22 protein-coding genes and 1 other RNA gene are annotated in these 26682 nt (G+C 55.7%); 11 read left to right on the top strand and 12 right to left on the bottom strand.

Annotated elements, in window-relative coordinates; translation table 11 throughout:
• The first annotated feature begins 139 nt into the window (after positions 1-139).
• The 5 genes from ACYVC2_RS09975 (at position 140) to ACYVC2_RS09955 (ending at position 6938) form a co-directional block, all read left to right on the top strand.
• Positions 140-592, top strand: coding sequence for a hypothetical protein (locus tag ACYVC2_RS09975; RefSeq protein ID WP_461102160.1), 453 nt, complete (start codon positions 140-142; stop codon positions 590-592).
• A 56-nt stretch (positions 593-648) separates the two neighbouring features.
• A complete protein-coding gene (locus ACYVC2_RS09970; protein WP_461102159.1) occupies positions 649-966 on the top strand; it encodes a hypothetical protein in 318 nt (105 codons plus the stop codon).
• 184 nt (positions 967-1150) lie between these two features.
• Complete coding sequence (locus ACYVC2_RS09965) at positions 1151-1258, top strand: AraC family transcriptional regulator (protein WP_461102158.1); 108 nt, start codon at positions 1151-1153, stop codon at positions 1256-1258.
• Positions 1259-1507: 249 nt separating this feature from the next.
• Positions 1508-6397 carry a beta strand repeat-containing protein gene (locus tag ACYVC2_RS09960; protein ID WP_461102157.1) on the top strand — a complete coding sequence of 1630 codons (4890 nt, stop codon included), beginning with the start codon at positions 1508-1510 and terminating at the stop codon, positions 6395-6397.
• A 196-nt stretch (positions 6398-6593) separates the two neighbouring features.
• The gene (locus ACYVC2_RS09955; RefSeq protein WP_461102156.1) at positions 6594-6938 is read left to right on the top strand and encodes a LytR/AlgR family response regulator transcription factor; all 345 of its coding nucleotides are present in this window, start codon (positions 6594-6596) and stop codon (positions 6936-6938) included.
• A gap of 637 nt (positions 6939-7575) precedes the next feature.
• Here the strand turns inward: ACYVC2_RS09955 and ACYVC2_RS09950 are convergent.
• Complete coding sequence (locus ACYVC2_RS09950; RefSeq protein ID WP_461102155.1) at positions 7576-8142, bottom strand: recombinase family protein; 567 nt, start codon at positions 8140-8142, stop codon at positions 7576-7578.
• Positions 8143-8606: 464 nt separating this feature from the next.
• Between ACYVC2_RS09950 and ACYVC2_RS09945 the strand changes: the two genes are divergently transcribed.
• Positions 8607-9068 (top strand): hypothetical protein, encoded by a 462-nt coding sequence (locus ACYVC2_RS09945; protein ID WP_461102154.1) that lies wholly within the window; start codon positions 8607-8609, stop codon positions 9066-9068.
• A gap of 279 nt (positions 9069-9347) precedes the next feature.
• On the opposite strand, the gene ACYVC2_RS09940 is transcribed toward ACYVC2_RS09945, so the two are convergent.
• The 3 genes from ACYVC2_RS09940 to ACYVC2_RS09930 form a co-directional block, all read right to left on the bottom strand.
• Entirely contained in the window at positions 9348-9698 is a 351-nt protein-coding gene (locus ACYVC2_RS09940; RefSeq protein ID WP_461102153.1) for an antibiotic biosynthesis monooxygenase, read from the bottom strand.
• A gap of 26 nt (positions 9699-9724) precedes the next feature.
• Complete coding sequence (locus ACYVC2_RS09935; RefSeq protein ID WP_461102152.1) at positions 9725-14428, bottom strand: beta strand repeat-containing protein; 4704 nt, start codon at positions 14426-14428, stop codon at positions 9725-9727.
• A 221-nt stretch (positions 14429-14649) separates the two neighbouring features.
• Complete coding sequence (locus ACYVC2_RS09930; RefSeq protein WP_461102151.1) at positions 14650-14913, bottom strand: helix-turn-helix transcriptional regulator; 264 nt, start codon at positions 14911-14913, stop codon at positions 14650-14652.
• Between the two features lie 25 nt (positions 14914-14938).
• Between ACYVC2_RS09930 and ACYVC2_RS09925 the strand changes: the two genes are divergently transcribed.
• Together ACYVC2_RS09925 and ACYVC2_RS09920 are read left to right on the top strand one after the other, a co-directional pair.
• Positions 14939-15139, top strand: coding sequence for a hypothetical protein (locus tag ACYVC2_RS09925; protein ID WP_461102150.1), 201 nt, complete (start codon positions 14939-14941; stop codon positions 15137-15139).
• Positions 15140-15394: 255 nt separating this feature from the next.
• Positions 15395-15613 carry a hypothetical protein gene (locus ACYVC2_RS09920; RefSeq protein ID WP_461102149.1) on the top strand — a complete coding sequence of 73 codons (219 nt, stop codon included), beginning with the start codon at positions 15395-15397 and terminating at the stop codon, positions 15611-15613.
• Between the two features lie 311 nt (positions 15614-15924).
• Here the strand turns inward: ACYVC2_RS09920 and ACYVC2_RS09915 are convergent, their stop codons facing one another.
• The 3 genes from ACYVC2_RS09915 to ssrA all read right to left on the bottom strand — a co-directional run bounded on the left by ACYVC2_RS09915 (position 15925) and on the right by ssrA (position 18084).
• Positions 15925-16191 (bottom strand): hypothetical protein, encoded by a 267-nt coding sequence (locus ACYVC2_RS09915; RefSeq protein ID WP_461102148.1) that lies wholly within the window; start codon positions 16189-16191, stop codon positions 15925-15927.
• A 205-nt stretch (positions 16192-16396) separates the two neighbouring features.
• Positions 16397-17617: a hypothetical protein gene (locus ACYVC2_RS09910; protein ID WP_461102147.1), complete on the bottom strand. Its 1221-nt coding sequence runs from the start codon at positions 17615-17617 to the stop codon at positions 16397-16399.
• A gap of 92 nt (positions 17618-17709) precedes the next feature.
• Positions 17710-18084: a transfer-messenger RNA gene (ssrA, locus tag ACYVC2_RS09905) on the bottom strand.
• A gap of 168 nt (positions 18085-18252) precedes the next feature.
• On the opposite strand from ssrA, the gene ACYVC2_RS09900 reads away from it, so the two are divergent.
• Positions 18253-18894 carry a hypothetical protein gene (locus tag ACYVC2_RS09900; RefSeq protein WP_461102146.1) on the top strand — a complete coding sequence of 214 codons (642 nt, stop codon included), beginning with the start codon at positions 18253-18255 and terminating at the stop codon, positions 18892-18894.
• A gap of 33 nt (positions 18895-18927) precedes the next feature.
• Here ACYVC2_RS09900 and ACYVC2_RS09895 read toward each other — a convergent pair whose 3' ends face one another.
• The 3 genes from ACYVC2_RS09895 to ACYVC2_RS09885 all read right to left on the bottom strand — a co-directional run bounded on the left by ACYVC2_RS09895 (position 18928) and on the right by ACYVC2_RS09885 (position 21013).
• Entirely contained in the window at positions 18928-19902 is a 975-nt protein-coding gene (locus ACYVC2_RS09895) for an alpha/beta hydrolase family protein (protein WP_461102145.1), read from the bottom strand.
• A gap of 131 nt (positions 19903-20033) precedes the next feature.
• Positions 20034-20699, bottom strand: a complete 666-nt coding sequence (locus ACYVC2_RS09890; RefSeq protein WP_461102144.1) for an SdpI family protein — start codon at positions 20697-20699, stop codon at positions 20034-20036.
• 14 nt (positions 20700-20713) lie between these two features.
• Positions 20714-21013 (bottom strand): autorepressor SdpR family transcription factor, encoded by a 300-nt coding sequence (locus tag ACYVC2_RS09885; protein WP_461102143.1) that lies wholly within the window; start codon positions 21011-21013, stop codon positions 20714-20716.
• Positions 21014-21486: 473 nt separating this feature from the next.
• Between ACYVC2_RS09885 and cobC the strand changes: the two genes are divergently transcribed.
• A complete protein-coding gene (gene cobC / locus ACYVC2_RS09880; protein WP_461102142.1) occupies positions 21487-22143 on the top strand; it encodes an alpha-ribazole phosphatase family protein in 657 nt (218 codons plus the stop codon).
• Between the two features lie 9 nt (positions 22144-22152).
• The gene (locus ACYVC2_RS09875) at positions 22153-22707 is read left to right on the top strand and encodes a DUF6580 family putative transport protein (protein WP_461102140.1); all 555 of its coding nucleotides are present in this window, start codon (positions 22153-22155) and stop codon (positions 22705-22707) included.
• A gap of 181 nt (positions 22708-22888) precedes the next feature.
• On the opposite strand, the gene ACYVC2_RS09870 is transcribed toward ACYVC2_RS09875, so the two are convergent.
• Positions 22889-25519, bottom strand: coding sequence for an MGH1-like glycoside hydrolase domain-containing protein (locus tag ACYVC2_RS09870; RefSeq protein ID WP_461102139.1), 2631 nt, complete (start codon positions 25517-25519; stop codon positions 22889-22891).
• 117 nt (positions 25520-25636) lie between these two features.
• Positions 25637-26446: an SDR family oxidoreductase gene (locus tag ACYVC2_RS09865; protein WP_461102138.1), complete on the bottom strand. Its 810-nt coding sequence runs from the start codon at positions 26444-26446 to the stop codon at positions 25637-25639.
• Positions 26447-26682: the final 236 nt, after the last annotated feature.

Below are 26682 nucleotides of genomic sequence, written 5' to 3'. Positions count from 1 at the left end.
CAAACTACCAAAAGTAGGCGTTTTGATAGTGGCTTCACGCTAATCATCTCCCTGCGCAGAACAATCATTCTGACGCGCATACAACACTTGAACCATTTTTCTCGTCGGATCAACAGCCGGCGGAATCAATCCAGCGTTTATGACCCAAGACAATAAAACGATCCTATTGGATTTCGACGGGTATTCCCATTACCTGGTGCCTTATGGTAACCGGGTTATTCCCAAAGATAAGCCGGTGGATCCTAACTACCGCGTGATCAAAACGGACTATGTGCACCTGCAAGTTACGGTAGCGGACATGGAGCCGACCATTCTGCATGACTCGTTTGCCTACGGCGAAATCGTCGATTGGTCTGGGCTAAAGGCCTTGACCGGCGGCGTATATGCGGCGGCCATGTTGAACTCGGACGGCCGGCAGATCGCGCAGATCGTGGTCGGTCGGCTCAAAGACTCCCCCACCCAGAGTCTAACGCTTTGGTCCGATCGGCCTGGTCATATACCTAAAAAAGTGCTACCCATCAAAAACATCGCGTTCTTATTTCGGCTGACCTGGAGCGCTCCCCGGGAGTTGTATTGGATTATCCCTCGCTAAGCCGGTGACTCCATTCCGAAGACTATCCTATCCGTTGACCCATTTCCATCCTAGCCATGAGCAACGCTAATCAACCCATCGATACTGCATATCTGCCGGTCACCAGCGGAGAAATCTGGGTAGTTGACCCCCTATCGTCTCAAGCGGTCAACGTACACGCATTTTTGAAAGCGTTGCATGCGTTTGAGCCGGAACGGGATGCCCCCTTGAATCAAGGAGCGCTGGACTCGCTCAAGCGCGTGCTTCGTTTTTTAAGCACCGCTGTTTATGATCAATGCTCCACTGACCCTGTAGAACTAGCCAACATTTTTAATGATCTGTGGCGCTTGTGGGATATGTTTGACGCAACGAGTGATCGTACCCCTTCGGCATGATCCGTTAAGCACTTGTCCGATGGCTCAATGGTAGATTTAGTACCGTGGGCACGCTACCGGCGTGGCTAAGCTAACCTGTGGGTAGTGGTAGCGGAAAATAATTCCCCCAGAGGATCGATTCACCAGGTAAGCTCCCAATCTCGAATAATTACCGGCTACACACCGACTACGCTCGGGTGTCTCGGTGAGTGAAACGGCTTTCCAGGTGAGCTTCGAGAGTCGGGCCTACTTCAGCAAATGTTTTCAGGAGCTCTACCAGGTGAGCCCCAGTGCGATGATGACCCAAGGTTGATCAGGCATCTTTTCCTCTTATTTTCTGGTGATTTGGCCCAAAATGAATCATTCGTTATCGTATTTGGATCATTTGTTATCGTCCGATGGGGTACTGGCTGCCTACTTTTGGCCTGGTCATCGACGGGGACTATCCTCCTTTTTTATAAGAGAAATTCAGCCCAACCAACATGCCCACCCGTAGCGTAAAAGACGCGGGCGCGTCATCGGATTGCCGGGTGTTGTGCACATTTTTTTCCTCTAATCACGTATGAAACTACCTTTCCGGCTTACGTCCTCCGCTCTTCAGCGACTCGTTTATTCGACTACCTCTCTGCTCGTGGGGCTGACAGGCTGGTTCTTCTCTCAGCCAGTGCTGGCTCAAAATGTCTTCTCAACCTCCGGCCCAGGCCTCTACACCTACACCGTTCCCATGGGTGGCCCCTACCAAATTCGCGTAACGGCCCGGGGCGCGGACGGGGGCGGGAGAGTGAACTATGGGGGTGTCGGGGCCGTTGTGGGCGAGACCTTTACCGTGCAGAGTGGCGATGTCCTGACGCTGATCGTTGGCCAAAAAGGAGCGTTGGTCTTCACCGATGCCGTTCCTAGTAATGGTGGGGGCGGGGGTGGGTCGGCGGTCGTGCTGACCCATAATGGAACGCGCACTCTATTAGTAGCCGCCGGGGGCGGGGGTGGGTCCGGGACTTTTAGAGCAATTGCTACTCTTCGGGGCGGGGATGGGCAGGGTATAGGGCCAAGCACCGGTGGTGCAGGCGGGACTTCCAACTCTGCTTACAGTAGTGCGGGAGGTGGGGGCGGATTGGCAGGCCCAGGTGGGGCTGGTGGTCGTTCTAGGGAAACAGGTTTACCGGGTGGTGAGGGTGGGGGTGCCGCCAGTTTGACGACAATCAGTCCCGGAGGGACGTATCGCGATTTGGAGAATGGGTATGGGGGAAGTGGGTTTGGTGGCGGGGGGGGCGTGGGTGGCTATGATTCGAGTTTTCCTAATCCGGTTGGGGGGGGTGGGGGTGGCTATGGAGGAGGAAAAGGGGGAGAAGTTTTTATGACCCCTGTCGGCGATTTTGGTATTACTAGTTCTACTGGTGGATACTCGTATACGAGTACTACGGGCAGTGCTCCCACCATAAGCTCTGGCACCGCGGGCGATTACGGTTCGACCGTGGACGGTTTAGTGACCATTGCCTATCTCAATCATACCGCTTCGGCAGCCTTTTCTACGGGTAACCAAAGTATCTGTCCGGGCGGTTCGACCACCCTACAGGGTACGGTGAGTGCGCTGGGCAGTTGGACGCTGGTACTCAGTGATGGCACGGTGAGCACGGGCAGCGGGTCCAGCTTCTCCATACCCGTCAGCCCGGTTACCTCCACGACCTACACCATTGCCTCACTCACCGATCAAACCCTTGTCAAGGTCACCGACCTGACGAGTAAAGTCAGTGTCACCGTCAACCCCCTACCCACGGTGAGTTTGACCAATAACGGTCCTCTTTCTTGTACCCTGACGAGTGTAACGCTGACCGCAACGGGTAATGCGTCGTCCTATACTTTCGCTAGCGGGGGGACTATTTTGCCCGGTAACCCCACCAGCAATACCCGGATGGTGACCAGTCCAGGTGATTATACGGTCCGGGTGACGGGGGCCAATAGCTGTACTAACTCGGCCTTTACGACTGTCAGCCAACGGATGCTAATCCCGTCAGGGGCGGTATTACTCAACGACGGTCCCCTATCGTGTGCCAAACCTACTGTGACCCTAATCGGAGCGAGGGTTACTCCTACGCCAATTGCATCGTATACGTTTACCTTTGGCAACACGGTCTTACCCGGCGACCCTGCCAGTAACAGCCGGACCGTCAGTCAGCCAGGGCAATACCAGGTCCGGGTAACCGATACCAATGGCTGCACCAGCGTAGCCGGAACAGTCGTCGATCAGGCATCCCAGTCACCCCCATCGGTAGAACTAACCAATAATGGACCGCTGAGCTGCACCAGCACCAGTGTGCAGATTTTAGCTACCAGTACGGCTTCGACCTATAGATTCTATTATAATGGTGTGCTCATGGACGACGAGGTGCGCCGAAAATTCCGCAATGTGAGTCAGCCGGGCGTTTACACCGTTGAGGTGACAGATGGTAATCTCTGTACGGGCACAGCCTCCACCACCGTAAGTCAACTGCTGACCCCACTAACGGTGAATCTAACCAACAACGGCCCCCTTAGCTGTGCGCAGCCCAGCGTGACGCTGACGGCCTCAGGAGGCAGCTCCTATACCTTTACCAATGGCAACACCCTCCTGCCCGGCGACCCCAGCAGTAACACCCGCATCGTGACCAGTCCGGGCAACTATTCAGTGGTAGCCGCCCTGAACAGTTGCACTAATGTAGCCGCCACTACCGTTACTCAGGTGGGCCTTACCGTCAGGAATCCGGCTACTATCTCGCTGGTGGTTGACCAGGTGGTTAATCAAGCCTTCACCGCGTCGGGTGGCCCGAGTCCCTACAGTTTCAGTGTGGCCAGCGGCAGCCTGCCCCCGGGGCTGAGTCTGGCCACCAGCGGCCAGCTGACGGGCAGTCCCAGCCAGGTGGGTAGTTTTACGGCCGTCATTCAGGCCACGAATGCGGCTGGCTGCTTCGGGCTGGGGGATCCCTTTATAGTCAATGTGGCTCCCTTCAGCATCACCACTCAACCTCCAGCCAGCCTATCGGTCTGTGCGGGTAGTCCCGTCAGTGTGAGTGTGGGCGTTTTAGGTCACCCCACCGCCTATCAGTGGTACAAAGACAATGTCCCCGTTGCGGGTCAGATCTCATCTACGCTTACGCTGGCCTCGGCCAACCTTCTGGATGCGGGTAGTTATGGAGTGGTGATCACGGGGGGAGGACTCAGTCTAACCAGTACCGCCGTTAGTCTGACCGTTCGGTCCAGTGTGCCCGCCCGGTTGTATGTCAACGCCAGCGCCACGGGCGCCAACACGGGCCTGGACTGGGCCAATGCCTTTACCGACCTGCAATCGGCCCTCAGCGCGGGTACCTTCTGTGGGAATAATCTTAGGGAGATCTGGGTGGCCGGGGGCGTTTATAAACCCACCCCCACGGGTGACCGCACGATCGCTTTTCGGATGCTGTCCGGGGTAGCGATCTACGGGGGGTTTGTGGGGAATGAAACCACCCTCGCCCAGCGTCCTTCGGTCAATCCCAACCTCGGTGGGGCATCACAGCCCAGCAGCAGCACTCTGAGTGGGGATATCGGTCAGCCGGGTAACGCCCTGGATAATAGCCTGGGGGTCATTGCTGGAAGCGATCTGGCCCCCACCACCGTGCTGGATGGCTTTGTCATCACCGCTGGCCGGGCTGAGGCTACTGATGTGCCTATCGGGGGAGGGCTGACGAACTACGCCTATAGTGGCAACAGTAGCCCCACACTGCGCAACCTGTTCTTTACCAACAACTATGCGACTAGTCTGGGCGGAGCCATCGTAAATTATGGGGCGGGTGGTGCGGCCAGTCCGACCATCAGTAACTGCCGCTTTGAACAGAACACGGCGGGTAACGGGGGAGCCATCGCCACCGCTTCGTCCAGCGGCAACAGCGTTCCGGTGATCACCAACTGTTACTTTGCGGGCAATAGCGCTACCCAGTGGGGCGGAGCCATCGCTAATGTTGCGCAGGGAGGGAGCCTGAATGTGGTACTCACCAACTGCGCTTTTCTGAGCAATAGCGCTACCCAGGGTGGCTCCCTTTGGCAAGCCACAGCAGCGGCGAGTGTCCTCAATGCCCTCATTACCAACTGCTCGTTTTCGGGCAACCGGGCGGGAGAGGGTGGCGCTCTTTATAATTCGACCTCCGTACCGGGGGGGGCTCCGGCTGGCGGCCCCATCGGGCTAACGTTGGCCAACAGTGTGCTGTTTGACAACGGCGGAGCCAGCACCTTTTCGAACACGGGGAATGTGACCCTGTCGGCCCGCTATAACCTGCTAGAGGCTTCGGTCACGGGCTATAGCGACGGGGGCAATAACCGGACCACAACCAGCTCGCCCTTCGCCAGTCCCACCAGCCTGCTTTTAGGAGCGGGCTCACCGGCCATCAATGCCGGTGACAACGGGGCCTACCAGACGGCGAATGGTCCTTCCACCGACCTGGCCGGTAACGCCCGGATTCAGCAGACCACCATCGACATGGGCGCTTACGAGAACGCGGCTCAGACGCCCTGCCCACCCGTGGTCTTCACCTCACCGCTGGCGTCGGGCTCGGCTGTCTGCGTAGGCGGAAGCGGGCAGGTAACGGCTACGCTCAGTGGGGTACCCACCGCTTACCAGTGGTACAAAGATGGCGCTTTGCTGGCCAGCCAGACTAGCGCTACGCTGAGTTTGACCGGTCTTCAGCTGAGCGATGCGGGTCGCTACGTGCTGGTAGTAACCGACGGCTGCAATCCCGCAGCCCCCACCAGCCTGACGTCGACGGCCTTCAGCCTGACGGTGACGGCTGCTCCTACGGTCAGCGTCTCCGCATCCTCCACGACCGCCCTGGTTGGTCAGGCGCTCAGCCTGAGCGCCAGCGGAGCCTCCACCTACCAGTGGGCCGCCCCCCCAGGGGCCACCCTGAGCCTGCCCACCACCGCCCCCACTGTCTCGGCCACGCTGACCAGTGCCGGCCGGCAAACCTTCACCCTCACCGCCAGCCAGGGCAGCTGTAGCCAGACGCGCACACTGGCCGTGACGGCCATCCAACTGCCCGACTTGACGCTAGTGCTCTATGCCCGGCCCTCGACGCTGACGGGCAGTACGCCCATCAGTGTGGTGGTCGATGTGTTTGAACTCAATGGGCTGCCTACTACGGCTCCGCTCACCCTGAAAATCGCCAAAGATGCCAAAGTCATGCTGAACTTCGATGCGGGTCTTAGTAGTGTGGGCGGCAAGCCAGTGCAGAACAGTCAGTGGACGTTTGGGGGGCTCTCAGGTGGGTTCTACACCCTGACCAGCAGTGGGGTGCTGAGCGGCAACAGCTTGTCGGTGGGCTTGACGGGGGTGTTGTCGGCAGGGGGTTCAACGGGGGTGGTGACGGTGAGTGCGATGGTGGTGGGGGGCGCGGAGGCTAGCCTGGACAACAACACCGATGCCGATAAGATCGAGTATTTTCAGCAGTGATGAACTTAACAGCCCAGTTAGCCTATGACTGAGATCAGCAACCAAGTGCGTTAGATGAAGGGGTCTTTCTCCGCCTAGTCATCGATCCAATAGTCCGGTCAGCGGGTGGCCTTAAGGCCGCCCGCTGACCGGACTATTGGATCGATGACTAGGCGGAGAGAATTTTCAACCAAATTAATACCATCAAATTAATTCCATGACAAAGCCTGATACCCTAACACTACCGGGTCTTGCTCCGATGGCCCTGAACCTGGTAGTTTACCTGCAAGGAGCCGGCAACTACACAATCGTTCATCTGCTCACGGGTCAGCGTTTTATGCTAGCGAGCACCCTGCGTAAGTTGCAAGCACGTACCGGTTTCTTACGAATCCATAAATCGTTTTTAGTCAATCCATCCCACATCCTAAGCCTTACGAAAGGTCCAGCCCGGCAAGTTAAAACCATTCAACTACAGAATGGACTCAGGCTGGTGGTTTCCAGAGGCCAGTATGAGCATGTATGTAGGCAACTCTATACTCTGCAAGCCAATGAGTTAGTATGATTTTTAGCTCTAAGTCGCCGGTTAGGCTGACCACTCCTTACTTGTCTGAAAAAGTCATCCCAACGAATTACTGAATAACTAGCTAACCTTGTTAGTGCTCAGAGCTATGAATGGCTTTAAGAAGAATCGGCAGGTTATCTTTGGCTGGCTTTGCTAGTCTACTTAGCCGGTCACCCATCGGTTTCAGAATGTCTTAATCTGATTTTATATGGACTGAACCCAAGCCCCCACAACGGCGGTCCAGTAAAAAGAATGCTCCGCCCGCGCCCCCGGAAACAGAATCTTAGAACAATCAAAAGCCTGCCCTACTTACAGGGTCAGGCTTTTTTTATAGCTTTGCCCTGCTCTATTGTCAAGTATGTCTTCAGGGGAATGGTACCACCACGGCGAGTGGGCGGTACTGTTCCCCCGTACTTGTTTACTATAATGGTTCAAGTTATTTCCTGAAGACAGGCAATAGAGCAACGGGTCAGAGCAGTGCCGCCCTTTCGAGAGTCCTTATAAAGACGAAAGAAGAAATTCAGGCTCGTATTGAGGAGCTGCAGGCCGATTCTCCCTGGGCGCTGTTTGAAGATCCTACCCGGGTGAGGGCTCAGATCGAAATACTGGAGTGGGTGCTGCAGGTGTCGTTTTCTGCTTAAGTCTGACTCAGGATCTGCTTCCGGTACCGCTTCACGCTGGATAAGCTGATATCAGTTAGTGATAGAATCTCAGTCACCGACAGCCCCCGTTCGACGGCCTTTTTTACTTTGGCGTATTTCTCCTCGTCGACGCCCGCTGGCCGGCCCATGTGCTTGCCGGTTGCTTTGGCCAAAAGCCGACCCGCCTGGGTTTTCTCCAGAATACTTTCCCGGTCGTACTCGGCCAGAGCGGCAAAGATCTGCAGCACAAGCTTACCGGCCGGCGTGCTGCTGTCGACACCCAGATCCAGCGCTTTGAAGTGAATGCCCTGCCGGGCAAAATCACCCAACAAACTGATCAGATGATCCCGGCTTCGTCCCAGTCGGAAAAACCGTGCCACCATCACCGTGTCGCCAGGCCTGAGGTGATTAAGCAACCGATCGAGCGCCGGGCGGCTGGTTGCTACTCCAGTAATTTTATCCTGAAAGATTTCATCGCACCCGGCCTTATGAAGGGCGTCGAGCTGGGTATCCAGGTTCTGCTCGATCGTCGAGACACGGGCGTACCCAAAGAGTTTATTCACGGCTCAAAAAGTCGGTTTCATAAAGATACAACCGGATTTGTTTCTGAACCCACTTTTTGGCCTATGTTTTTGGCTCAATCCGGAGCGAGTTGTCTTCGGACTTGGCCAGCTCAGAAAGGTACAACTTTCTGGACCGCCCCGGCCGTTAACCATTGATAATATCGAACGTTATAGTAGACACTAAAAGGTCCCGTTGCGACTGCTAATAGGTAATAATTTAGGGCAAGTTGAGCCCTTAATGGAAGCCGTACCCGAAATCATCTAATTCGTTTTGAAACGTCGTTGCCTTTTCTAAAAGTGTCAACTAGGCCCCGTCGTAAACGACACAAAATTCCTTAAAATCAAAGCTTTTACCATTAACTCAAAATATCAACTAATACGTAGCTAATCCATTTAGTATCAGGCTATAATGTTAAATATCTTCCTACACAATGAATTGTTTTTTGCTTATCCCTCTTACTACCATGACACATTTTCTACTTACTCTCCTGCTGGGCATAAGCCTCATCTACCAAAGCCAAATCACCCTGGCTCAACCACTTTCAAGTGAATCGGGTCGCCAAGATGCACCCGCGATTGTCATAGATGGCTTAAAAGCATTTCAAGCCAACGGATCACAGGCAGCCATGAGCGTCTGGCTTAAGGATTCGCCAATTAGTGACAACGTTACCTCGACGGGTCCAATATTGCTTGCACTTCGGGATCTGGATACTAAATATGGAAAGGTTACGGGCTACGAAGTAATAAAAACCATCGCCGTTGGCACGCGCGTACGCCGGGTTTACACGGCTATCTTTTATGAGCGAGGGCCGGTTTTTGCTTACTTTGACTGCTATCAACGGGGCGGTGGCTGGAACATTCCTGTCTTTATCCTTAATCCTCGCCTGTCGGAGGTGCTTCCGGCTAGCATGCTTACTGGTCAATAAGCTATACTGTTGGTCTTGATTAGAGCACGGCTCTTCGCCTTCAATTAAATACAGCAACCGTTCACAAAAACGTCCGTATAAAATAAGGACAAGACACTGACTATCCCCATCAGTTATTGACAGAGAACAGCCAGAGCTGCCTGTAGGAACGTTCGGGTTTGATATAAAATCAAGTTTCCTACCTCAAATTTACGCGCATTGACAAGCCCGCAATGCTCAGCTAAAACGCAGCCTGCGCTCTGACCAACCCGCTTCAATCCCAATCACTGCCGACGGCAATCAGCTAATCTGACCCATCACCTCACAGCAGGCCACCGTGGGCTGAGCCGCAAAATACAGCTCCAGCTGCTGAAACACCGTCTGGCAGGCATGGCTGCTTTGGGCCCCCTGACAGCAGTCTACACTCACCCACAAACTCACCACCAGACACCGATCCTGGCCCGGCTCAGTCAAAAACTGGGCCTCGATAAAACCCGGCTGATGGGCCAGAATCGGACGGAGTGAGGTCTCAAACAAGTGGCTGACTTCCGGCAGGCTGCCTGCCCGTAACGACAGCCATACCAACCAGCCATAACTCAGACAGTAACCCGACATATAAAGAACATAAACCTGCCCGGCCGCCCGGCTCATGGTCCCGGCGGACGGGCAGGTGGGCCTTACTGCTGAAAATACTCGATCTTGTCGGCGTCAGTGTTGTTGTCCAGGCGGGCCTCTTCGCCCCCCACCACCGTCGCACTCACCGTCACCACCCCCGTCGAGGACCCTGCCGACAGCGTGCCTGTCAAGCCCACCGACAAGCTCGTGCCGCTCAGCACCCCACTGCTGGTCAGGGTGTAGAACCCGCCACTGGGACCACTCAGCTGCCACTGGCTGTTCTGCACCGGCATACCCCCCACACTGCTCTGACCCGTATCCAGGCTTAGATTGACCCTGGCATCTTTGGATATCTTCAGGGTCAGCGGAGCCGTGGTGGGAATCCCATTGAGTTCAAACACATCGACCACCACACTGATGGGCTTGCTGCCCGTCAGCGTCGACGGACGCGCGTAGAGCACCGCTGTCAGGTCGGGCAGTTGGATGGCCGTCACGGCCACGGTGGTCGTCTGGCTACAACTGCCCTGACTAACCGTGACGGTAAAGGTTTGCAGGCCGGCACTGGCCAGCGTGGCCGAGACGGTGGCAGCGGTGGCGGGCGAGGTGAGGGTAGCGCCCGGGGGGGCGGTCCACAGATAACTAGTTCCTCCACTGGCCGTCAGGCTAATCACATCGCCCACCAGGGCCGTCGTGGAGGACGCAAAGGCACTGGCCGTGGGCGGAGCAGTCACCGTCAGGGCGGTGGTGGCCGTGGCGACTTGTCCCTGGCTGCTGACCGTCAGGGTGAAGCTCTGCACGCCCGAGCCGCTGGCCGTCAGGCTCCGACTAAAGGTGGGGGTGGTGCCCGATCCGCTGAGGGTGGAGCTGCCGTTGGAGAGGGTGTAGCTGTAGCTGGTAGTGAGATTGCCCACGCTGGCCGTCACCGAGAGGGCTTGGCCCGCACAGACGGGATTGGGACTAGCCGACAGACCCGATAGGGTGAGAGGAAGGGGCCCGTTGAGCCGCACACTCACGCTGGCGCTGTTAGAATTAGCCGTCAACAGGTCCAGATCCCCATCTCCATCCACATCCCCCAACGCCACGCTAGAGGGACCACTGCCTACCTCCGGGTTGGGGTTGGCGGCCGGGGGGGTGAAGCTGCCCGACCCGTTGTTGAGCCGGACACTCACCGTGTTGGTGCCCCCATTAGTGGTCACCAGGTCCAGATCACCATCCCCATCCACATCCCCTACCGCCACACTGTAGGGACGACTGCCTACGCCAGGCTCCGGATTAGTGGCCGGGGGGGTGAAGTTACCCGACCCGTTGTTGAGCCGTACACTCACCGTGTTGCTGTTAAAATTAGCCGTCAACAGGTCCAGATCGCCATCCCCATCCACATCCCCTAACGCCACGCTGACGGGACCACTGCCGACCCCCGGGTTAGGGTTGGTGGCCGGGGGCGTGAAGCTACCCGACCCATCGTTGAGCCGTACACTCACGCTGCCCCCATTAGCGGTTACCAAGTCCAGGTCGCCGTCTCCATCCACATCCCCCAACGCCACACTGTAGGGACCACTGCCTACGCCAGGTTCCGGATTGATGGCCGGGGGGGTGAAGCTGCCCGACCCGTTGTTGAGCCGTACACTCACGCTGGCGCTGCTATAATTAGCGGTCACCAGGTCCAGATCGCCGTCTCCATCCACATCCCCTACCGCCACACTGTAGGGACGACTGCCTACGCCAGGCTCCGGATTAGTGGCCGGGGGGGTGAAGTTACCCGACCCGTTGTTGAGCCGTACACTCACCGTGTTGCTGTTAAAATTAGCCGTCAACAGGTCCAGATCCCCATCCCCATCCACATCCCCCAACACCACACTGCGGGGATAACTCCCTACGCCAGGCTCCGGGTTGGTGGCCGGGGGCGTGAAGCTACCCGACCCGTTGTTGAGCCGTACACTCACCGCGTAGACATTCTCATTAGCGGTCAACAGGTCCAGATCCCCATCCCCATCCACATCCCCGACCGCCACGCTATAGGGCGTGCCGCCCACCCCAGGCTCCTGGTTGGTAGCGGGGGGAGTGAAGTAGCCCTGGCCCGTACCCAACACCCCGGTGGTGAACTGGAAGACCTGACGAGGAGCCGTATTCCCCCCCGTACTCTGGATGGCCGTTGTGCTGGTGACAAACACGGTCTCCCCCGGCTTGAAGTTGGTCGTCGGGTTGAAGCTCAGCCGGTTGGAGCTGCCGCCCGTCAGGCCCGCTACGCTGGCGGTGCCCCCCTGCCCGTGGCGCAACAAACCGCCCCGCTGGGCGCTGAACACCCGCACGCCCCCCAGCGTGGCGGCATTGTTGCTGAGCAGCTGATTGAAGAGCAGGTTCACCCCGGATTGCACCGGCGCATAGCGTTCGTTGGGGTTGGGGGCTGATCCAGTACGGGTGAGGCATTGATTAACCGTCACGGTGGTGGTGGCCGTGGCGCGCTGGTCGGGGGTGGCCACCGTCAGGGTGAAGGTCTGTACCCCTGAGTCCCTGGCTGGCAGGGGCTGCGTAAAGGCCGTGCCGGTGGCCGTGCCGCTGAGGGTGCTGCTGCCGTTCGAGAGGGTGTAGCTGTAGCTGGTAGTGAAATTGCCCACACTAGCCTGGAAGGAAACCGATTGCCCCGCACAGATGGGGTTAGGGCTGGCCGATAGCCCCGACAGGGTGACGCATTGGCTGACCGTCACGCTGGTGGTGGCCGTGGCACGCTGGTCGGGCGTGGCCACCGTCAGGGAGAAGGTCTGCACGCCCGAGCCGCTGGCGGTCAGAGATTGACTGAAGGCCGAACTGGTGGCCGTACCACTGGTGGTGCTGCTGCCATTGGTGAGCGTGTAGCTGTAGCTGCCGCTGAGCTTACCCACACTTGCCTGAAAGGCGATGGGTTGGCCCGCACAGGAGGGACTGGGGCTGGCTGATAGCCCCGACAGGGTGACGCATTGACTAAGGGTCACGCTGGTGGTAGCCGTAGCGACTTGCCCCTGGCTATTGATCTTCAGGGTGACGGGCTGCACACCCGGGCTACCCACCGTCAGGCTCTGACTAAAGGTTGACGTAGTGCCCGTGCCGCTGATGGTAGTGCTGCCGCTGGTCAACGTATAGCTGTAGCTGCTACTGCTGAGCTTACCCAGACTAGCCTGAAACGTGACGGGCTGGCCCGCACAGGCGGGACTGGAGCTGGCCACCAGCCCCGTGATGGTGGGCGGAGGGAAAGGCCCGTTGAGCCGTACACTCACCGTGTTGAGGTTGTCAATAGCGGCTAGCATGTCCAGATCGCCATCTCCATCTACATCCCCCAGCACCCCACTATAGGCCACGTCAGATGTATTCACCTCGGAGTTAGTGATTGACGCCGAGAAGCTGCCCAACCCGTTGTTGAGCAGTATACTCACCCTGGGGCCATTAGCGGCTATAATGTCCAGACTCCCATCCCCATCTACATCCCCCAGCGACACGCTAATAGGGGTTTCCCTTACCCTGGGGTTTGGATTGACCGCCGGAGGGGAGAAATTACCCGACCCGTCGTTGAGCAGTACACTGACGGTTCTCGCACCGTCGATTGCGTCAGAGTTAGCGACGATAAAGTCCAGATCGCCATCCCTATCCACATCCCCCAGCGCGATACTTTGAGGACCGGCCAGCCCGGGCACCCCCGAATTGGTGTCCAGTCGGATGAAATTGCCCGACCCATCATTGAGCCGTAAACTCACGCCATTGCCAAACTCATTAGCGGTCAACAGGTCCAGATCCCCGTCCCCATCCACATCCCCCAGCGCGATGCTTTGGGGACCACTCCCCACACTCACCTCGGGGTTGAGAGCCGGAGGAGTGAAGGTACCCGATCCATCATTAAGCCGCACACTCACGGTATAGCTTTCTCCGACGTCATTTTGATCTTTGGCGATGAGCAGGTCCAGATCCCCATCCCCATCTATATCTCCCAGTGCCACATCTTGAGGTCGGTCCGAAAAACTCAACTCCGAATTGTTAGGATGGGGGCTGAAGCTGCCCGACCCGTCATTGAGCCGCACACTTACGGTTTCGTTAGTAAAATTAGCCGTCACAAAGTCCAAATCGCCATCTCCATCCACATCCCCCAGGATTACGCGGATGGGTCTATTGAATCGAGTAGTCCCCACGCCCACGTTCACCTCAGCGTTGGTGGGATGGGGGGTGAAATTACCCGATCCGTTATTGAGCCGCACACTCACACTGCGGTTGTCCCGATTAGCGGTGAGCATATCCAGATCACTATCTCCATCCAAGTCGCCTACCGCAATGCTTCGAGGGCCATCGCCCACGCTCACCTCAGCGTTGGTGGCCGGCACTGTGAAATAGCCCCGGCCCGTACCCCCCACCCGGGTGGTGAACTGGTGGACCTGACCCCGGCTCAGCCGGGCACCACTGGTGCTCCGGATGTCGGTGGTGGCGGTGACAAACACCGTCTCGCCGGGGCGAAAGTTGGTCGACGGGTTGAAGGTGAACGTGCTGCCGCTCACGCTGGCATTGCCCCCCTGACTGTTGCGCAGCAAACCGCCCCGCTGGGTGCTGAACACCCGCAGCCCCCCCGTGGTAAGGTCATCATTGCTGAGCGTCTGATTGAAGGTCAGGGTCAGGTTGGTGTTCGTAACGGCCGTGTTGGTGTTGGCAGAAGGACTCCGCTGGGCAATGGTTAGACTCTGGCCGGATGCCAGCTGGACCAGGGGCCACAAAGCCAGCAGCAGCCCCAGTCGGTAGTAGTTGTGGTTCATACGCGTAGATTACTTGATTGAGTAAGCTCCCGGCGGACGCTATACCCCAGGGCATCGGCCGCCACCCGAGCAGCCGACTCAGACCCGTGTTTTTCTCTTCCGGGACTGGCTCAAAAGTAGGGCGTGAGTACCCCGTCAGACGATAACAAATGATCCAAATACGATAACAAATGGTTCATCCTGGGCCAAATCAACAGAAAAGGCGCAAAAAGGCCCTCGATTTAGCCTTGCGCAGCCACCTCACTGGGGCTCACCTGGTAGCGCTCCCGAAAGCACTTGCTAAAATAGGCCGCACGCTCGAAGCCCACCTGATAGGCCGTCTCACGCACCGAGACGCCCGGGCGCAGCCGCTGAGCCGCTTGTTTGAGCCGGTAGTTGCGCAGCCGCTCGTGGGCGGTTAGTCCCGTCAGGGCTTTGACTTTGCGGAACAGGGCCGTGCGGCTCATGCCCAGTTCACGCATCAACTGGTCGAGGCCAAAGCCCATATCGCTCAGCTTGGCATCGAACAGGATGTATAAGCAAATCAGAAATGGGTCGGTCGATTCGGGGGTTAGCGGGGACGGACGCCGGGTCGGGATTCTGCAGACTGGCCTGCAACCACTCCCGTTGCCGCTGTTTACGCACCCGCAGTTCGGTAATCTGAAAGAGCGTTGCAGAACCCGAAGCCAGCCAGGGTATCATCAGGTCACAGATCACGATGTTCGGCAATAGCCCTGTTGCTTGGTAAGTCGGTAACGGCAAGTGGCTATAAGGTGTACTTTATAGGTATTTGTATGATCTATTCATCGATACTCGTTGCTGAAAAGGCAATCATCTTTACTCATTGAACAAGTCATCGTAAGTTATCCGACCCGGTCAGAAAAACGTCCGTTTTTCCGACCGGGTCGGATTTTAAAAACCCATGTTGGCGGTTAGTCGATTTCGTGCACAAATGGATTTGTAAACATGCAGCTCTTAACTTGAAGCGTGAAAGAGCAAGAGCTGCGCGAGCCCAACAGGGGCGTACTCAATTTTATTCGAGAGAACAAACCCATCCGGTGGGATGAGCCGCTCGAGCTCTGGTACCGTCTCCAGGACTACGAAGCCCAGGAGACGATCGTCGACATCGCCATTCGCGAGCACATGCCGATTTGGGCCGCCGAGCAAACCTTCTTTTCGGCGATCGGCAAGGCGGATGACAGTTGAGGTTTCGGGTTTTTAGTATACCCTCACTAAAAAAAGAGGGTGGGCCATTTGGCTCCAGGTGATTTTACTATCGTGACTCATCCTTCCCCTCTTCGCCATATTACAGTTTATTGCCCAGGCGGTTCTTTACACCGCTGTTGTCACGCTTACTGAACGGCTACTGGATTGGCCGATCCGTTTTTTTTTATCAGTGGCTTGAAAGCCTGCTGCTCAAGAGCCCGCTAAAAGTGGTACCGTAAACTCCGCAAACGGATGTTGTAAGAAAATAAGCCCGGCTGGAAGGACCAGCCGGGCGCATTGGTTTAATTCACCTACTGATCCACCAGCAGCGAAAACGCATCCCCCAACCGGTGCAGATCCCTATACAGATTCGCCAGATCGTGCGGATCAGTTATATAAGGATCATGCACTGTTACATTGAGTAGCCGAAGAGTTCGGGCTATGGTTTGAAGAGCGCCCTCGACGAGGGAGGTGCCAGGCGGAGCGTCCAGTTGAGACAGCTCTTTTAAAAAGGGCTCAATATAAACGAGCCGGTCTTGGCAGTCTGGGTGAGTAACCCAGCCAGGTTCATTTACCATTGTTTACCGCTGAAGTGGATATGTTAGGTTATTGTCTCCTATTCCACTCAATAAAAGAGACTTCCCCTTAACTAACTCCACCAAAGTTTGATTAATGCAACTTAATATTTATTTATTTTAGTATTTAATATATAAAACAAAAGAAAACTACTAGGATCTAGTATTCATACATTTTTAATAATTGGTTAAAAAACAGCCTGTTGGATTACAGAACTGGGAATTTATGAATCTTATCGTCGTCAGCTAGCCGCACGCCCAAATCCCGTAAATATTCGATGGTCTGCTTAATGGTTTTGTGACGGGCCTGCTGGCGCACGAGCTCGATGTCTTTGGTAGCTGTCCACAAAGCGATCGCGCCGGTATGCTTCCAGGAATACATGTCGTGGCCCGATCGGAGCAGATTCATTTTCTCCATGACCTTGACGTGCCGACGGTAAAAGAATTTAGGGCCCACCATCTCGGGACCCGGCTCACCGGCCGCCGAAAAGACAAAGTAGTGGCCAGGGTAATCCCGGATCTTAGCCTGTTGGATCAGCTGCTCGAGCGGCAGGGGAATCTCGACGTATTCGCCCTGGTTGGTTTTGGCCGTTTCACCCGTGACGTAAATCGAGCGGATCCTGACGTCTCTCACCCGCAGCCGGCGCAGCTCCTCGTGGGGGCGCATCAAGGTGTAGTACATCCACCGGCAGAAGGTAAATAAATACTGGAGCTCGGGCTCCTGGCAGATCTCGCGGTACTGGGCCTGCTGGGAAAGTGAATAGGATTGGTGCTTGTTTTGAACCTGGGGCAGCACGCCGATATCAGGATCCTCGAAGGGGTTACCCGACTTCTTTAATTTCTTGGATTTGTCAAGCTTGATGAAGTGGTTAAAAAACGTGGTGGCCGCTCCCTTGATGTTGTTACGGGTCCGGTTGGAAAGCCCCTCGACGATGACCAGCTCGTTTAAAAATTCGGCCGCGTCGGCTGGCTCAAAGTTTCCCAGCGTCGTTTTGCCCCGCCGGTGGCGCTCTAGATAACGCTGGAGCGCTAGCACGGCCGTGCGGTACGATTTAAACGTATTATAAGCCAGCGCTTTTCTGGAAAAGTCAATGTACATCTGAACGGCCGTGCTCACTAGCAAGCTCGGACTAACGACGACTTCGACGGGGGTTTTCTCGTAATTATCCCGTCTGAGATGGGCGGGTTTGGTGCCTAGATACGCTTTGCCTGCCGTTTGCCAGAGCTCGGCGATCACCGCTTCGGCCCGGGCCAAACGTTCAGAAATGGTCGGATCAGCCAGCATCACCCGCTTACGGACCAGCCGGTTTTCGTCGAAGTGCCAAAGCCAGTAGTTGACGCTCCAGGGCTTGGATAGATCATTGTCTTTGGGTTTGTAGAGCCGGGGCTCGCCCCAGGGCAGATTTTCAGGGTCGATTTCAGAATTCACGGAATAGTACAAAATATTTTGTCACAGGATTGTCATTTTTATGCATGACAATTAAAAAAGGCCTGTAAATCGCTGATTTACAGGCCTTTATGCAGTGGAGACGGAGGGATTTGAACCCTCGTCCAGTCAAGGAAACCGTCGTGCTTTCTACATGCTTAGGTATACTTGGGATTGTCGGGAATCGGCCCGGTGTATACCAGACCAAGCGTCATCCGTAGGTGCTAGTGTCTTACTCGGCCGTTAACACCATTAACCGAGCCAGCGCTGCGAGTCGATGCCTCCTGATCCAGCCAGCAGCACGTAGGCCGGGGAGACAATGGCTATTGCTTAATCCTCCGGATTAGGCAGCCATGGCGTAGTTATACTCGCCAGTTATTGTTTTGACGATTTGTTCGGGTCGGGAAATTCCGTCAACTCCCGGCATGCTTACCCGCGACCTCAGCAAGCTGTCAATTCCGGTCGTCCCCAAATTGACACTCCTAAAGAGCGTGTGCAATTAAGGTAACCCAGTCCCTCACTTTTTAGTTCGAAACAAGGCAATAATTCACATTATTCACAAAATCTTTATAACTTAAAGCTTTTAAAACGAGTTACTTCGCTATGCACCCCTACCGGGGTCAGCCTGGCTTCGACCGATGACTATTACGCCTTTTGAAACGAATCTGTATCAGCACCTGGCCCCGTTTTTTATGGGGCACGAGTACACCTTGCTGAGCGAAAAAAAACAGTTTCGCCGGATTACGCAAAGCGGCTTTCAGAATGTCATTCTCTCATCGGTGTTTTATAGCAACGACACCATGCTCGACGTGAACTTCGGCTGCCGCAACGAACAGGTCGAACAGATCGCTCAGCAATTCCTGAACAACCTCCCCGATCTGCGGGCCGATGCCAACACGCTGATCGTTTCCATCAGTCGGTTCAGTGGCTCGCAGCACCCGCGCTACAAAATTCATTCAGACGATGAACTGGCGGACGTCTGCGAAAAAATCGAGCGGTTTTTCGATCAGCAAGGGTTCGATTTTCTGGCATCGGCGTCGGTCCTACCTACGCTCGACCGGCTCCTGAACGAATTTCCGTCTCAGCCCTGTCCGTACGTATATAATCAGACCCACCGTTGTTACAAAGGACTCATTGCGGCCCGGTTGAATCACAATCCCCATTTCGATGGATTGATCGACCGCTACCGGCACCTGCTTTTCCGCCAGACGCAGAACCCCTACGAGCAGATTCACTTTGAGCGCCTGATCGCCTATCTGCAACACTACTCGGCCAATTGACTAACAAGTCGGTACTACAAGTACCAGACAGCGCTATGGCTTCACAAAGGCGGCAATGGCCGTTGGCAGGCCAGGCGTGAGCGGCAACAGCGGATCGTTGTAGGTCTTGAAATTCGCCGTTTGGTCGAGCCCGTCGACATCTTTCAGAATGTGGTTCATCCGGTCGAATACCACTAGCCTGGCGTTCGGGCAGGCCGCTTTCAGTCGTTCGGCATCGGTCATCGATACCTGTAAATCGTTCTTTCCCTGAATGATCAGCACCGGTCCGGCGTAATCTTTAATGACAATCGCGGGGTCGTATTTCATCCAGGATATCAGGGCGGGCTGGGCTTTGGGCGAAAGTTGAGCGCGCAGAATCGGATTCTTTGGGTGTACGGTCTGCCCCGCCTTCAGGGAGTCCAGCGCCTGATCGACTTCGGCCTGCAGTGCAATCGGGTTCCCGGCCATTCGCCCCTGTGCTTTCATCACCTCGGCAATGTTGCGGCCCGCGCCCTCGATCGACACAAAGCCACTGGCATTGGTTCGTTCGGCGGCCAGCAAGCCAACCAGCGAACCTTCCGAATGCCCCGCTACGATCACTTTAGAAAACCGTTTGTCGGCCTGCAATAGCCGAATAAACCCTACGGCATCCGAAACGTAATGATCGAATACGAATTCTTCGGGTTTCAGCGCCGTAGCGGCCGCGTTCAGGTTCGTACCGGAGCCGCGTTTGTCGTAGCGCGCCACGGCAATACCTTTACTGACCAGGCTGTCGGACAGCATTCTGAACGCATTCGATTTCAACCCGTATGGGCTATTACAATCGCGGTCGGTTGGGCCCGAACCGGCAATGATCAGCACCACGGGTATCGCTTTGCTTTTCAGTGGGGGCACGGTCAGGGTGCCTTCGAGCGTCAGGTCAACGCCCGCCGGAACGGCAATTTTGTACTGGATATCTTCGTGTGTCTGCCCGAAAGCAGTCAGGTAAAGGGCGGCAATAAGCCCGCTGGAAAGTAGGAAACGTTTCATAATAGGGAGGTGTACTGATAAGCATAAGACATTGAACAGAGCTTTCCGTGGGTGCCTGACGAGCGTGCTACGGTTTCCGATGCGCAGAACCGTAGGGCGACCGCCGGCCACGAACGAAATACCCGACTGTATTATCCATTGAGCGGGTGCGCTTTTTCCTGCTGATAGGAGATGTACGAATAAATTACCGGAATCAGCGCGGTCGCGAGCATAACCGTTACGACGCTACCGACCCGGTAAGGTATCGGCACTACCAGAGCGAGTATGGCCGCTACCAATCCGCCGAATACCATCAGCCGACCGCCAAGCCGGTGGGTTTTGCGCCAGACCACCTCGCTGGCGAGTGTCCACGGGGTGCGTATACCGACAAACCAGTTGGGCCTGACCGTCGTGAGGTAATTCCCGATTCCGGCCAGCATAAGTCCGGTGATGGCCAGCAGCAGCCCCAGCGACTCCGGCTGGTTTTTCTGGTGAGCGGCCATATACCAGACCCAGCCCACAATGGCCGCGACAGTCAGGGTAATCACATACCGCAGCCTGACAAAATTTACCGACTGCAGCCGCCCTTTGGGGTCGATGGCGGGTAAAAAGCGCAGGAGTACATAGCTCATCACCGACACCACACCCAGCAGCAAAGCGACCGTTTCTTTAGGCATCCAGCCATCCGGGTTTCCGGTCAGGGTGTAATGGATGGCTACTTCCGTCGGCAACTGCTGCCAGATCAGCGCAGCATACGCAAAGGGGGTCAGTAAGGTACCAATCATCAGCATTTCGGGAGCGTAAGACTCTGTTTTCATGGCGGTAAAATTGTTTAATGGGTTGGTTCGGTTTTTTTCGGTTCAGGGGGGGTAGCCTCGGTTTTCTGAAAGCTCATGAGCCAGGCCAGCAACTCATCGAGTACGGTGGTGTTTAGGGTATAGTTGATAAACTGCCCCTGCTTCGTCGCTTCGACTAACCCGGCCTGCCGCAATAAATCGAGGTGGTGCGAAATGCTGGGCTTTGTCATGTCGAATCGGTCGGCAATCTCACCGGCGTTCAGATCACCTTTCCGCAACAGGTCCAGTATCTGCCGACGCGTCGGATCGTTCAGGGCTTTAAAGAGGGTGTTCATCAATAAACTATTAAATTGTTAGACAAATATCTAATTAATCATTTAGACAACTATCTAATCGTTAATGAATGGTAAATTTAAGGAATAAAGGGTATTATAACTTGATGAGTGGCAAACAGTGGTTTCATCAATGAGATATATCCTCCTTCAGATCGTCCCTTCCTCAACAGCGCATCCTACTTTTCTGTCATCCCGACGCAGGAGGGATCTTAATGATTTCCTACACTCTGGTAAGGACATGTTGAGATCCCTCCTGACGTCGGGATGACAGAGAAAACCATAAAATTCTAAATCCGATCCGCTGGTATGACCCCGTCGGGGTCAACTGTTTATAGAAAATCGAATTCACTATAACTATGTGACCCCGACGGGGTCATACCAGCGGATCGGCCCGTTTCTTCTTATCATTGGCAGAAATACAACAGATTGAAACCAATTGGCCCGGGGGCGGTTTGGCCTACAAACCCTCACGAATGGATATCTACCTGATCCGCCACACAGAAGTGGCCGTTGGCCGACAAATTGCCTATGGCCAGACCGACGTCGACCTGACCGACACGTACGACGAACAACTAACCCGGTTGCGCAACCACCTGCCCGATGGCCTGCTACTCCCCCACCCATCGGTGATTTTTTCGTCGCCCCTGACCCGCTGCCGACGGTTGGCCACCGACCTGGCGTCGGCCCTGACCGCCGGTAGTCAGATCGAAACGGCCCCCGGCCAGACCAGGGTTGTCGATGAACAGCCGCCGTCGATCCGGTTCGATGACCGCCTGAAAGAGTACTTTTTCGGCGACTGGGAAATGGTCCCCTGGGCCGATATTCCTGCCGACCAGTTGAGCACTTGGCGAACCGATTTCGTTTCGGTACGAACGCCCAACGGCGAGAATTTTCGGGATGTTTCCGAACGGGTGCAGGCTTTCTGGCAGGAGCAGATTGTACCGCTTTCCAAGTCGGAGCCCCACCAGACCGTGTTCATTGTTTCGCACGGCGGGGTTATTCGGGCTTTGCTGTGTCTGTTTATGGAGTTACCTTTGTCGAATGCTTACCGACTCAACCTTGATTACGGGGCCGTGTCGAAGCTGACCCTGACGAGTTCGTCCTATACAGTTCAGTACATTAACCGTTGATTGTACACCATGAAACCGCTCCAGATTCGCCTGACCACGCTCACCGCCATTGTGCTGGCGACCGCCTTATTTCGTTTAGTGCCGCACTGGTACAACTTTACGCCCGTTGCTGCGCTGGCACTTTTCGGAGCCGCAGCTTTCGAACGCAAATGGCTCGGGCTGGCCGTTCCGCTGGCGGCTATGCTGCTGAGCGATACGCTGATCGGTTTCCACGGGAGCATGGGCGCCGTTTACTTTAGTTTTGCCCTGACCTGGCTGCTTGGGCTGTGGGCCCTGACCGGTCGGTCGGCTCGTCCAACGGCTGGCCGGATCGCACTGGCGTCCATCGCTTCGTCGGTGCTGTTTTTCCTGATCACCAACTTTGCGGTCTGGTATGGCAGTTCGTATTATCCACAAACTCCAGCAGGTCTGATGAGTTGCTATGCCGCTGGCTTAGCGTTTTATAACGGAACGTCCTTTTTCCTGAACGGCCTGCTGGGCGACCTGTTTTTCAGTGGTATCCTGTTCGGTGGTTATTATCTGCTCCAGCAACAATTTGTGGTACTTCGCCCGGCCCGTCGCTAAAGCTATCTAATACAGCCTATACACAAACGATCCCGTAATGAGCAACGTCATTACGGGATCGTTTGTGTATAGGCTTGGGTGTTTCCGGGCGGTGCGATTTGCGCTGGAAGCGTGCCACGGGTATTCGTACCGTCATCAGCAACCGTGGTATGCATCCAGCGCAAATCGTACCGCCTGCTTATTAAAAACTGGTGTATTTCCGGGTAATCAGTTCGGCCACCAGCCCGGTCCATCCCGTCTGGTGGCTGGCCCCTACCCCGCGCCCAGTGTCGCCATCGAAATATTCGTAGAAGAGCACGTAGTCTCGGAAATGGGGGTCCTGGTATTTGGTGTGCTGGCCGAAAGCCGGTCGTCGTCCGGCATCGTCTATCGTAAACAGGCTGATCAGGCGGTTCATCAGTTCATGCGCCACGGCTTTCAGGGTCATCTGCTGGCCCGACCCCACCGGGCATTCGACCGTGAAGTCATCACCGAAATAATGATAAAACCGGTCCAGGCTTTCGACGAGCAGGTAATTGATGGGCATCCAGACTGGTCCGCGCCAGTTGCTATTACCACCAAACATATCGCTGTCGCTTTCGGCCGGGGTATACGTCAGGCGGAAGGTGGTGTTTTCCAGGGTAAACTCATACGGATGATCGCGGTAGACTTGCGAGACGGCCCGAACCCCGTGTGGACTCAGAAACTCGGACTCATCGAGCATTTTCGTCAGCAGCGACCTCAGCCGGAAGCCCCGTAACAAACTGAGCAACCGTTTCTGGTCGATGCCTTTTTCGGTGTACCGCGATACCTGGTGGTATAGATCCGGGCGATGCCCCTGAAACCAGATCATCCGGTTCAGAAAAGCCGGATTGGCTTGCATCAATTCATCGTTCAGGATCTCAACCGCAAACATAGGAATCAAACCTACGATCGTTCGGACGCGCAGCTGGTGAATACTGCCGTCGCTCATCCGGAGCTGATCGTAGAAAAATCCTTCCTCTTCGTTCCACAACCCCAGGTTGTTCTGCCCAATGTTGGTGATGGCCCCGGCGATGTAGAGAAAGTGATCGAAGAACTTGGTAGCCAGCTCGTCGTAGACGCAGTCGTGGCGGGCCAGTTCGAGGGCGATCCGCATCATGTTGAGCGCGTACATGGCCATCCAGCTTGTGCCATCGGCCTGCTCCAGGTGGCTACCGTCGGGAAATACGGTGTTCCGGTCGAAGACGCCGATGTTGTCCAGCCCCAGAAATCCGCCTTCGAAAATATTATTCCCCGATTCGTCTTTGCGGTTGACCCACCAGGTAAAATTGAGCATCATTTTATGGAAAATACCCCGCAGGAACGGCAGATCCCCTTCGGCATTGGGGTTGCGCTTGATCTCCTGGTGGTAAATGCGCCACGCTGCCCAGGCCTGTACGGGCGGATTCACGTCCGAGAAATTCCATTCGTAAGCTGGTAGCTGCCCGTTCGGGTGCATGTACCATTCGTTCGTCAGCAACATAAGCTGCTGTTTGGCGAAAGCCGGATCGATCTGCGCCAGGGTGATGCAGTGAAAAGCCCAGTCCCAGGCGGCATACCACGGATACTCCCACTTGTCGGGCATAGAAATAACGCCCGCGTTGATCAGTTGCAGCCAGGTATGGTTCCGTCCTTTCATCCGCTCGGGCGGTGGCGGGGGAGCGTTGGGGTCGCCCGCCAGCCAGCGCGACACGTCGTAGTAATAGAATTGCTTACTCCAGAGCATCCCCGCAAAGGCCTGTCGCTGAATCAGTTTTTCGTCGGGCGTAGCCTGGCGGGGCTGAATGACCTGGTAAAACGCGTCGGCTTCGGCCTGCCGTTTCTCAAAAATAGCCTCGAACGTATGGAACGGCCTGGTGATTCCCGTGGCTTCGAGCCGCAGGCGGATCGTTGCCGACTCGCCCGCGCCGATGTTCAGGGTATAATGGGCGGTTGCTTTCGTGCCTGTCTGACGCGGATTGACGGTAGGCTTACCATGCAGCAGGTAGTCGTTGATGCCATCTTTTGGATACGGCGATCCAGTATGCGTATTGTAGAGCCGGGCCAGGTTGGTTTCATTCTCGCAGAACAGCCACTCGGGTGCGCCATCGGCGTGTAGCACATATCGCCCCAGGGCCGAATCTTCAACGGATACCATATGGTGCGACAGCCGCACGAGCGTCGGCCGATAGGTCGGTACGGCGTCCGTATCAGTGCCAAATACCCACGTATTCCGGAACCACAGCGTCGGGAGCAGGTGCAGACCGGCCGGTTCCGGCCCCCGGTTGTGCACCGTTACCTGCATCAGAATATCCTGCGGCCCTTCTTTCGCGTATTCAATACATACATCGAAATAGCGGTCGTCGTCGAAGATACCCGTGTCGAGCAGTTCGAATTCGGGGTCCTGCCGCGTCCGGCGACCATTTTCCTGCACCAGCCAGTCGTACGGATAAGCCGCCTGCGGGTATTTATACAGCATGCGCTGGTACGAATGCGTCGGGGTATTGTCGAGGTAATAATACAATTCCTTGACATCTTCGCCGTGGTTTCCTTCCGCGTTCGTCAGGCCGAAAAAGCGTTCCTTCAGGATCGGATCGTTGCCGTTCCAGAGCGCCAGGGCCAGACACAGTTGTTGTTTATCATCGCAGATTCCTCCGATTCCCTCTTCGCCCCAGCGGTAGGTATAACTGCGGGCCATGTCGTGGGTGGTATAATTCCAGGCATCGCCGTTGGAGCTGTAATCTTCGCGCACGGTCCCCCATTGCCGGTCGGATACGTACGGCCCCCACTGTCGCCAGGCAGGGTCTTCTAATCGCTTTTGTTCAGCAGTCATAGGGTGTAATGAACAATGGATAATGTAGAATGAATAATGCACAATGAGCAGGGAATAACGGGGAGTTTGGTCCCGTCACTCATTATTCATTGTGCATTATCCATTATTCATTCTACCTTATCCATTACCAGCGAATCCTTCGAACACGGTCATGCCGCCGTCGATGAAAATGCTGGCTCCGGTGATATAGTCCGATAAGTCGGACGCCAGAAAAACGGCCAGGTTACCGATGTCCTGCGGCTGGCCAATGCGGTTGTAGGGAATCAGGGTCATCAGGCTGTTCAGCGCCTGCGGGGTTTCCCAGGCGGACCGGTTGATGGGCGTTTGAATAGCCCCCGGACAGATGCTGTTCACCCGGATTCGGTGATCTCCGTATTCCTGCGCCAGCGACTGCATCAGCATTTTGACCCCGCCTTTCGACGTAGCGTAGTTTACGTGCCCGGCCCAGGGAATCAGTTCATGGACCGAACTCATGCAGATAATCTTGCCGGTGGCAACGGACACTTCCGGTCGGGGGCCCCGGCGCAGGAATTCGCGAATGGCTTCGCGGGCGCACAGAAACTGGCCCGTCAGGTTTACGTTGATCACGGTGTTCCACTGATCGAGGGTCATTTCGTGGAATTTGGCATCGCGCTGTAGCCCGGCGTTGTTGATCAATATATCGACCGTACCAAATTGGCTCACCACATCGGCAAACATTTTGATGACATCGTCTTCTTTGCTGACGTCGGCCTGCGCTATAATCCCCGTACCGCCCGCGTCAGTAACTTCTTTCAGCACCGCTTCGGCAGCAGCCTTCGTCGCTTCGACGGGATAATTGATAACAACCGTTGCGCCCACTGCCGCCAGCGACTTAGCGACTCCGGCTCCGATGCCGCTGCTGGCACCAGTAATGATCGCAATTTGCCCTTTTAATACCTGATCCATGAATTTTCCAATTCGTTTTTTAGTGTAAGCTTTTTTGTACGCGTTTGTTTGCGGCTTTTAAGGGATCACTACGCGATATACAGGCGCTACCTGCTCATAAAGCAACAGACTACCCATAAATTAATTGCTTGTTAATCCGTGGTCCTGCCGTCGGAAGCCGGGCCTAGGTTGCTGACGATAAGGCCGCGTCTGCCAAATTGCCCGAAGTAAGCCCTGTCAGAAGCCACCGTCGACAC

The organism is Spirosoma koreense, assembly GCF_054777875.1.
The sequence above is the reverse complement of the archived record's forward strand: the minus strand, read 5'-3'. Positions and strand labels throughout refer to the sequence as shown.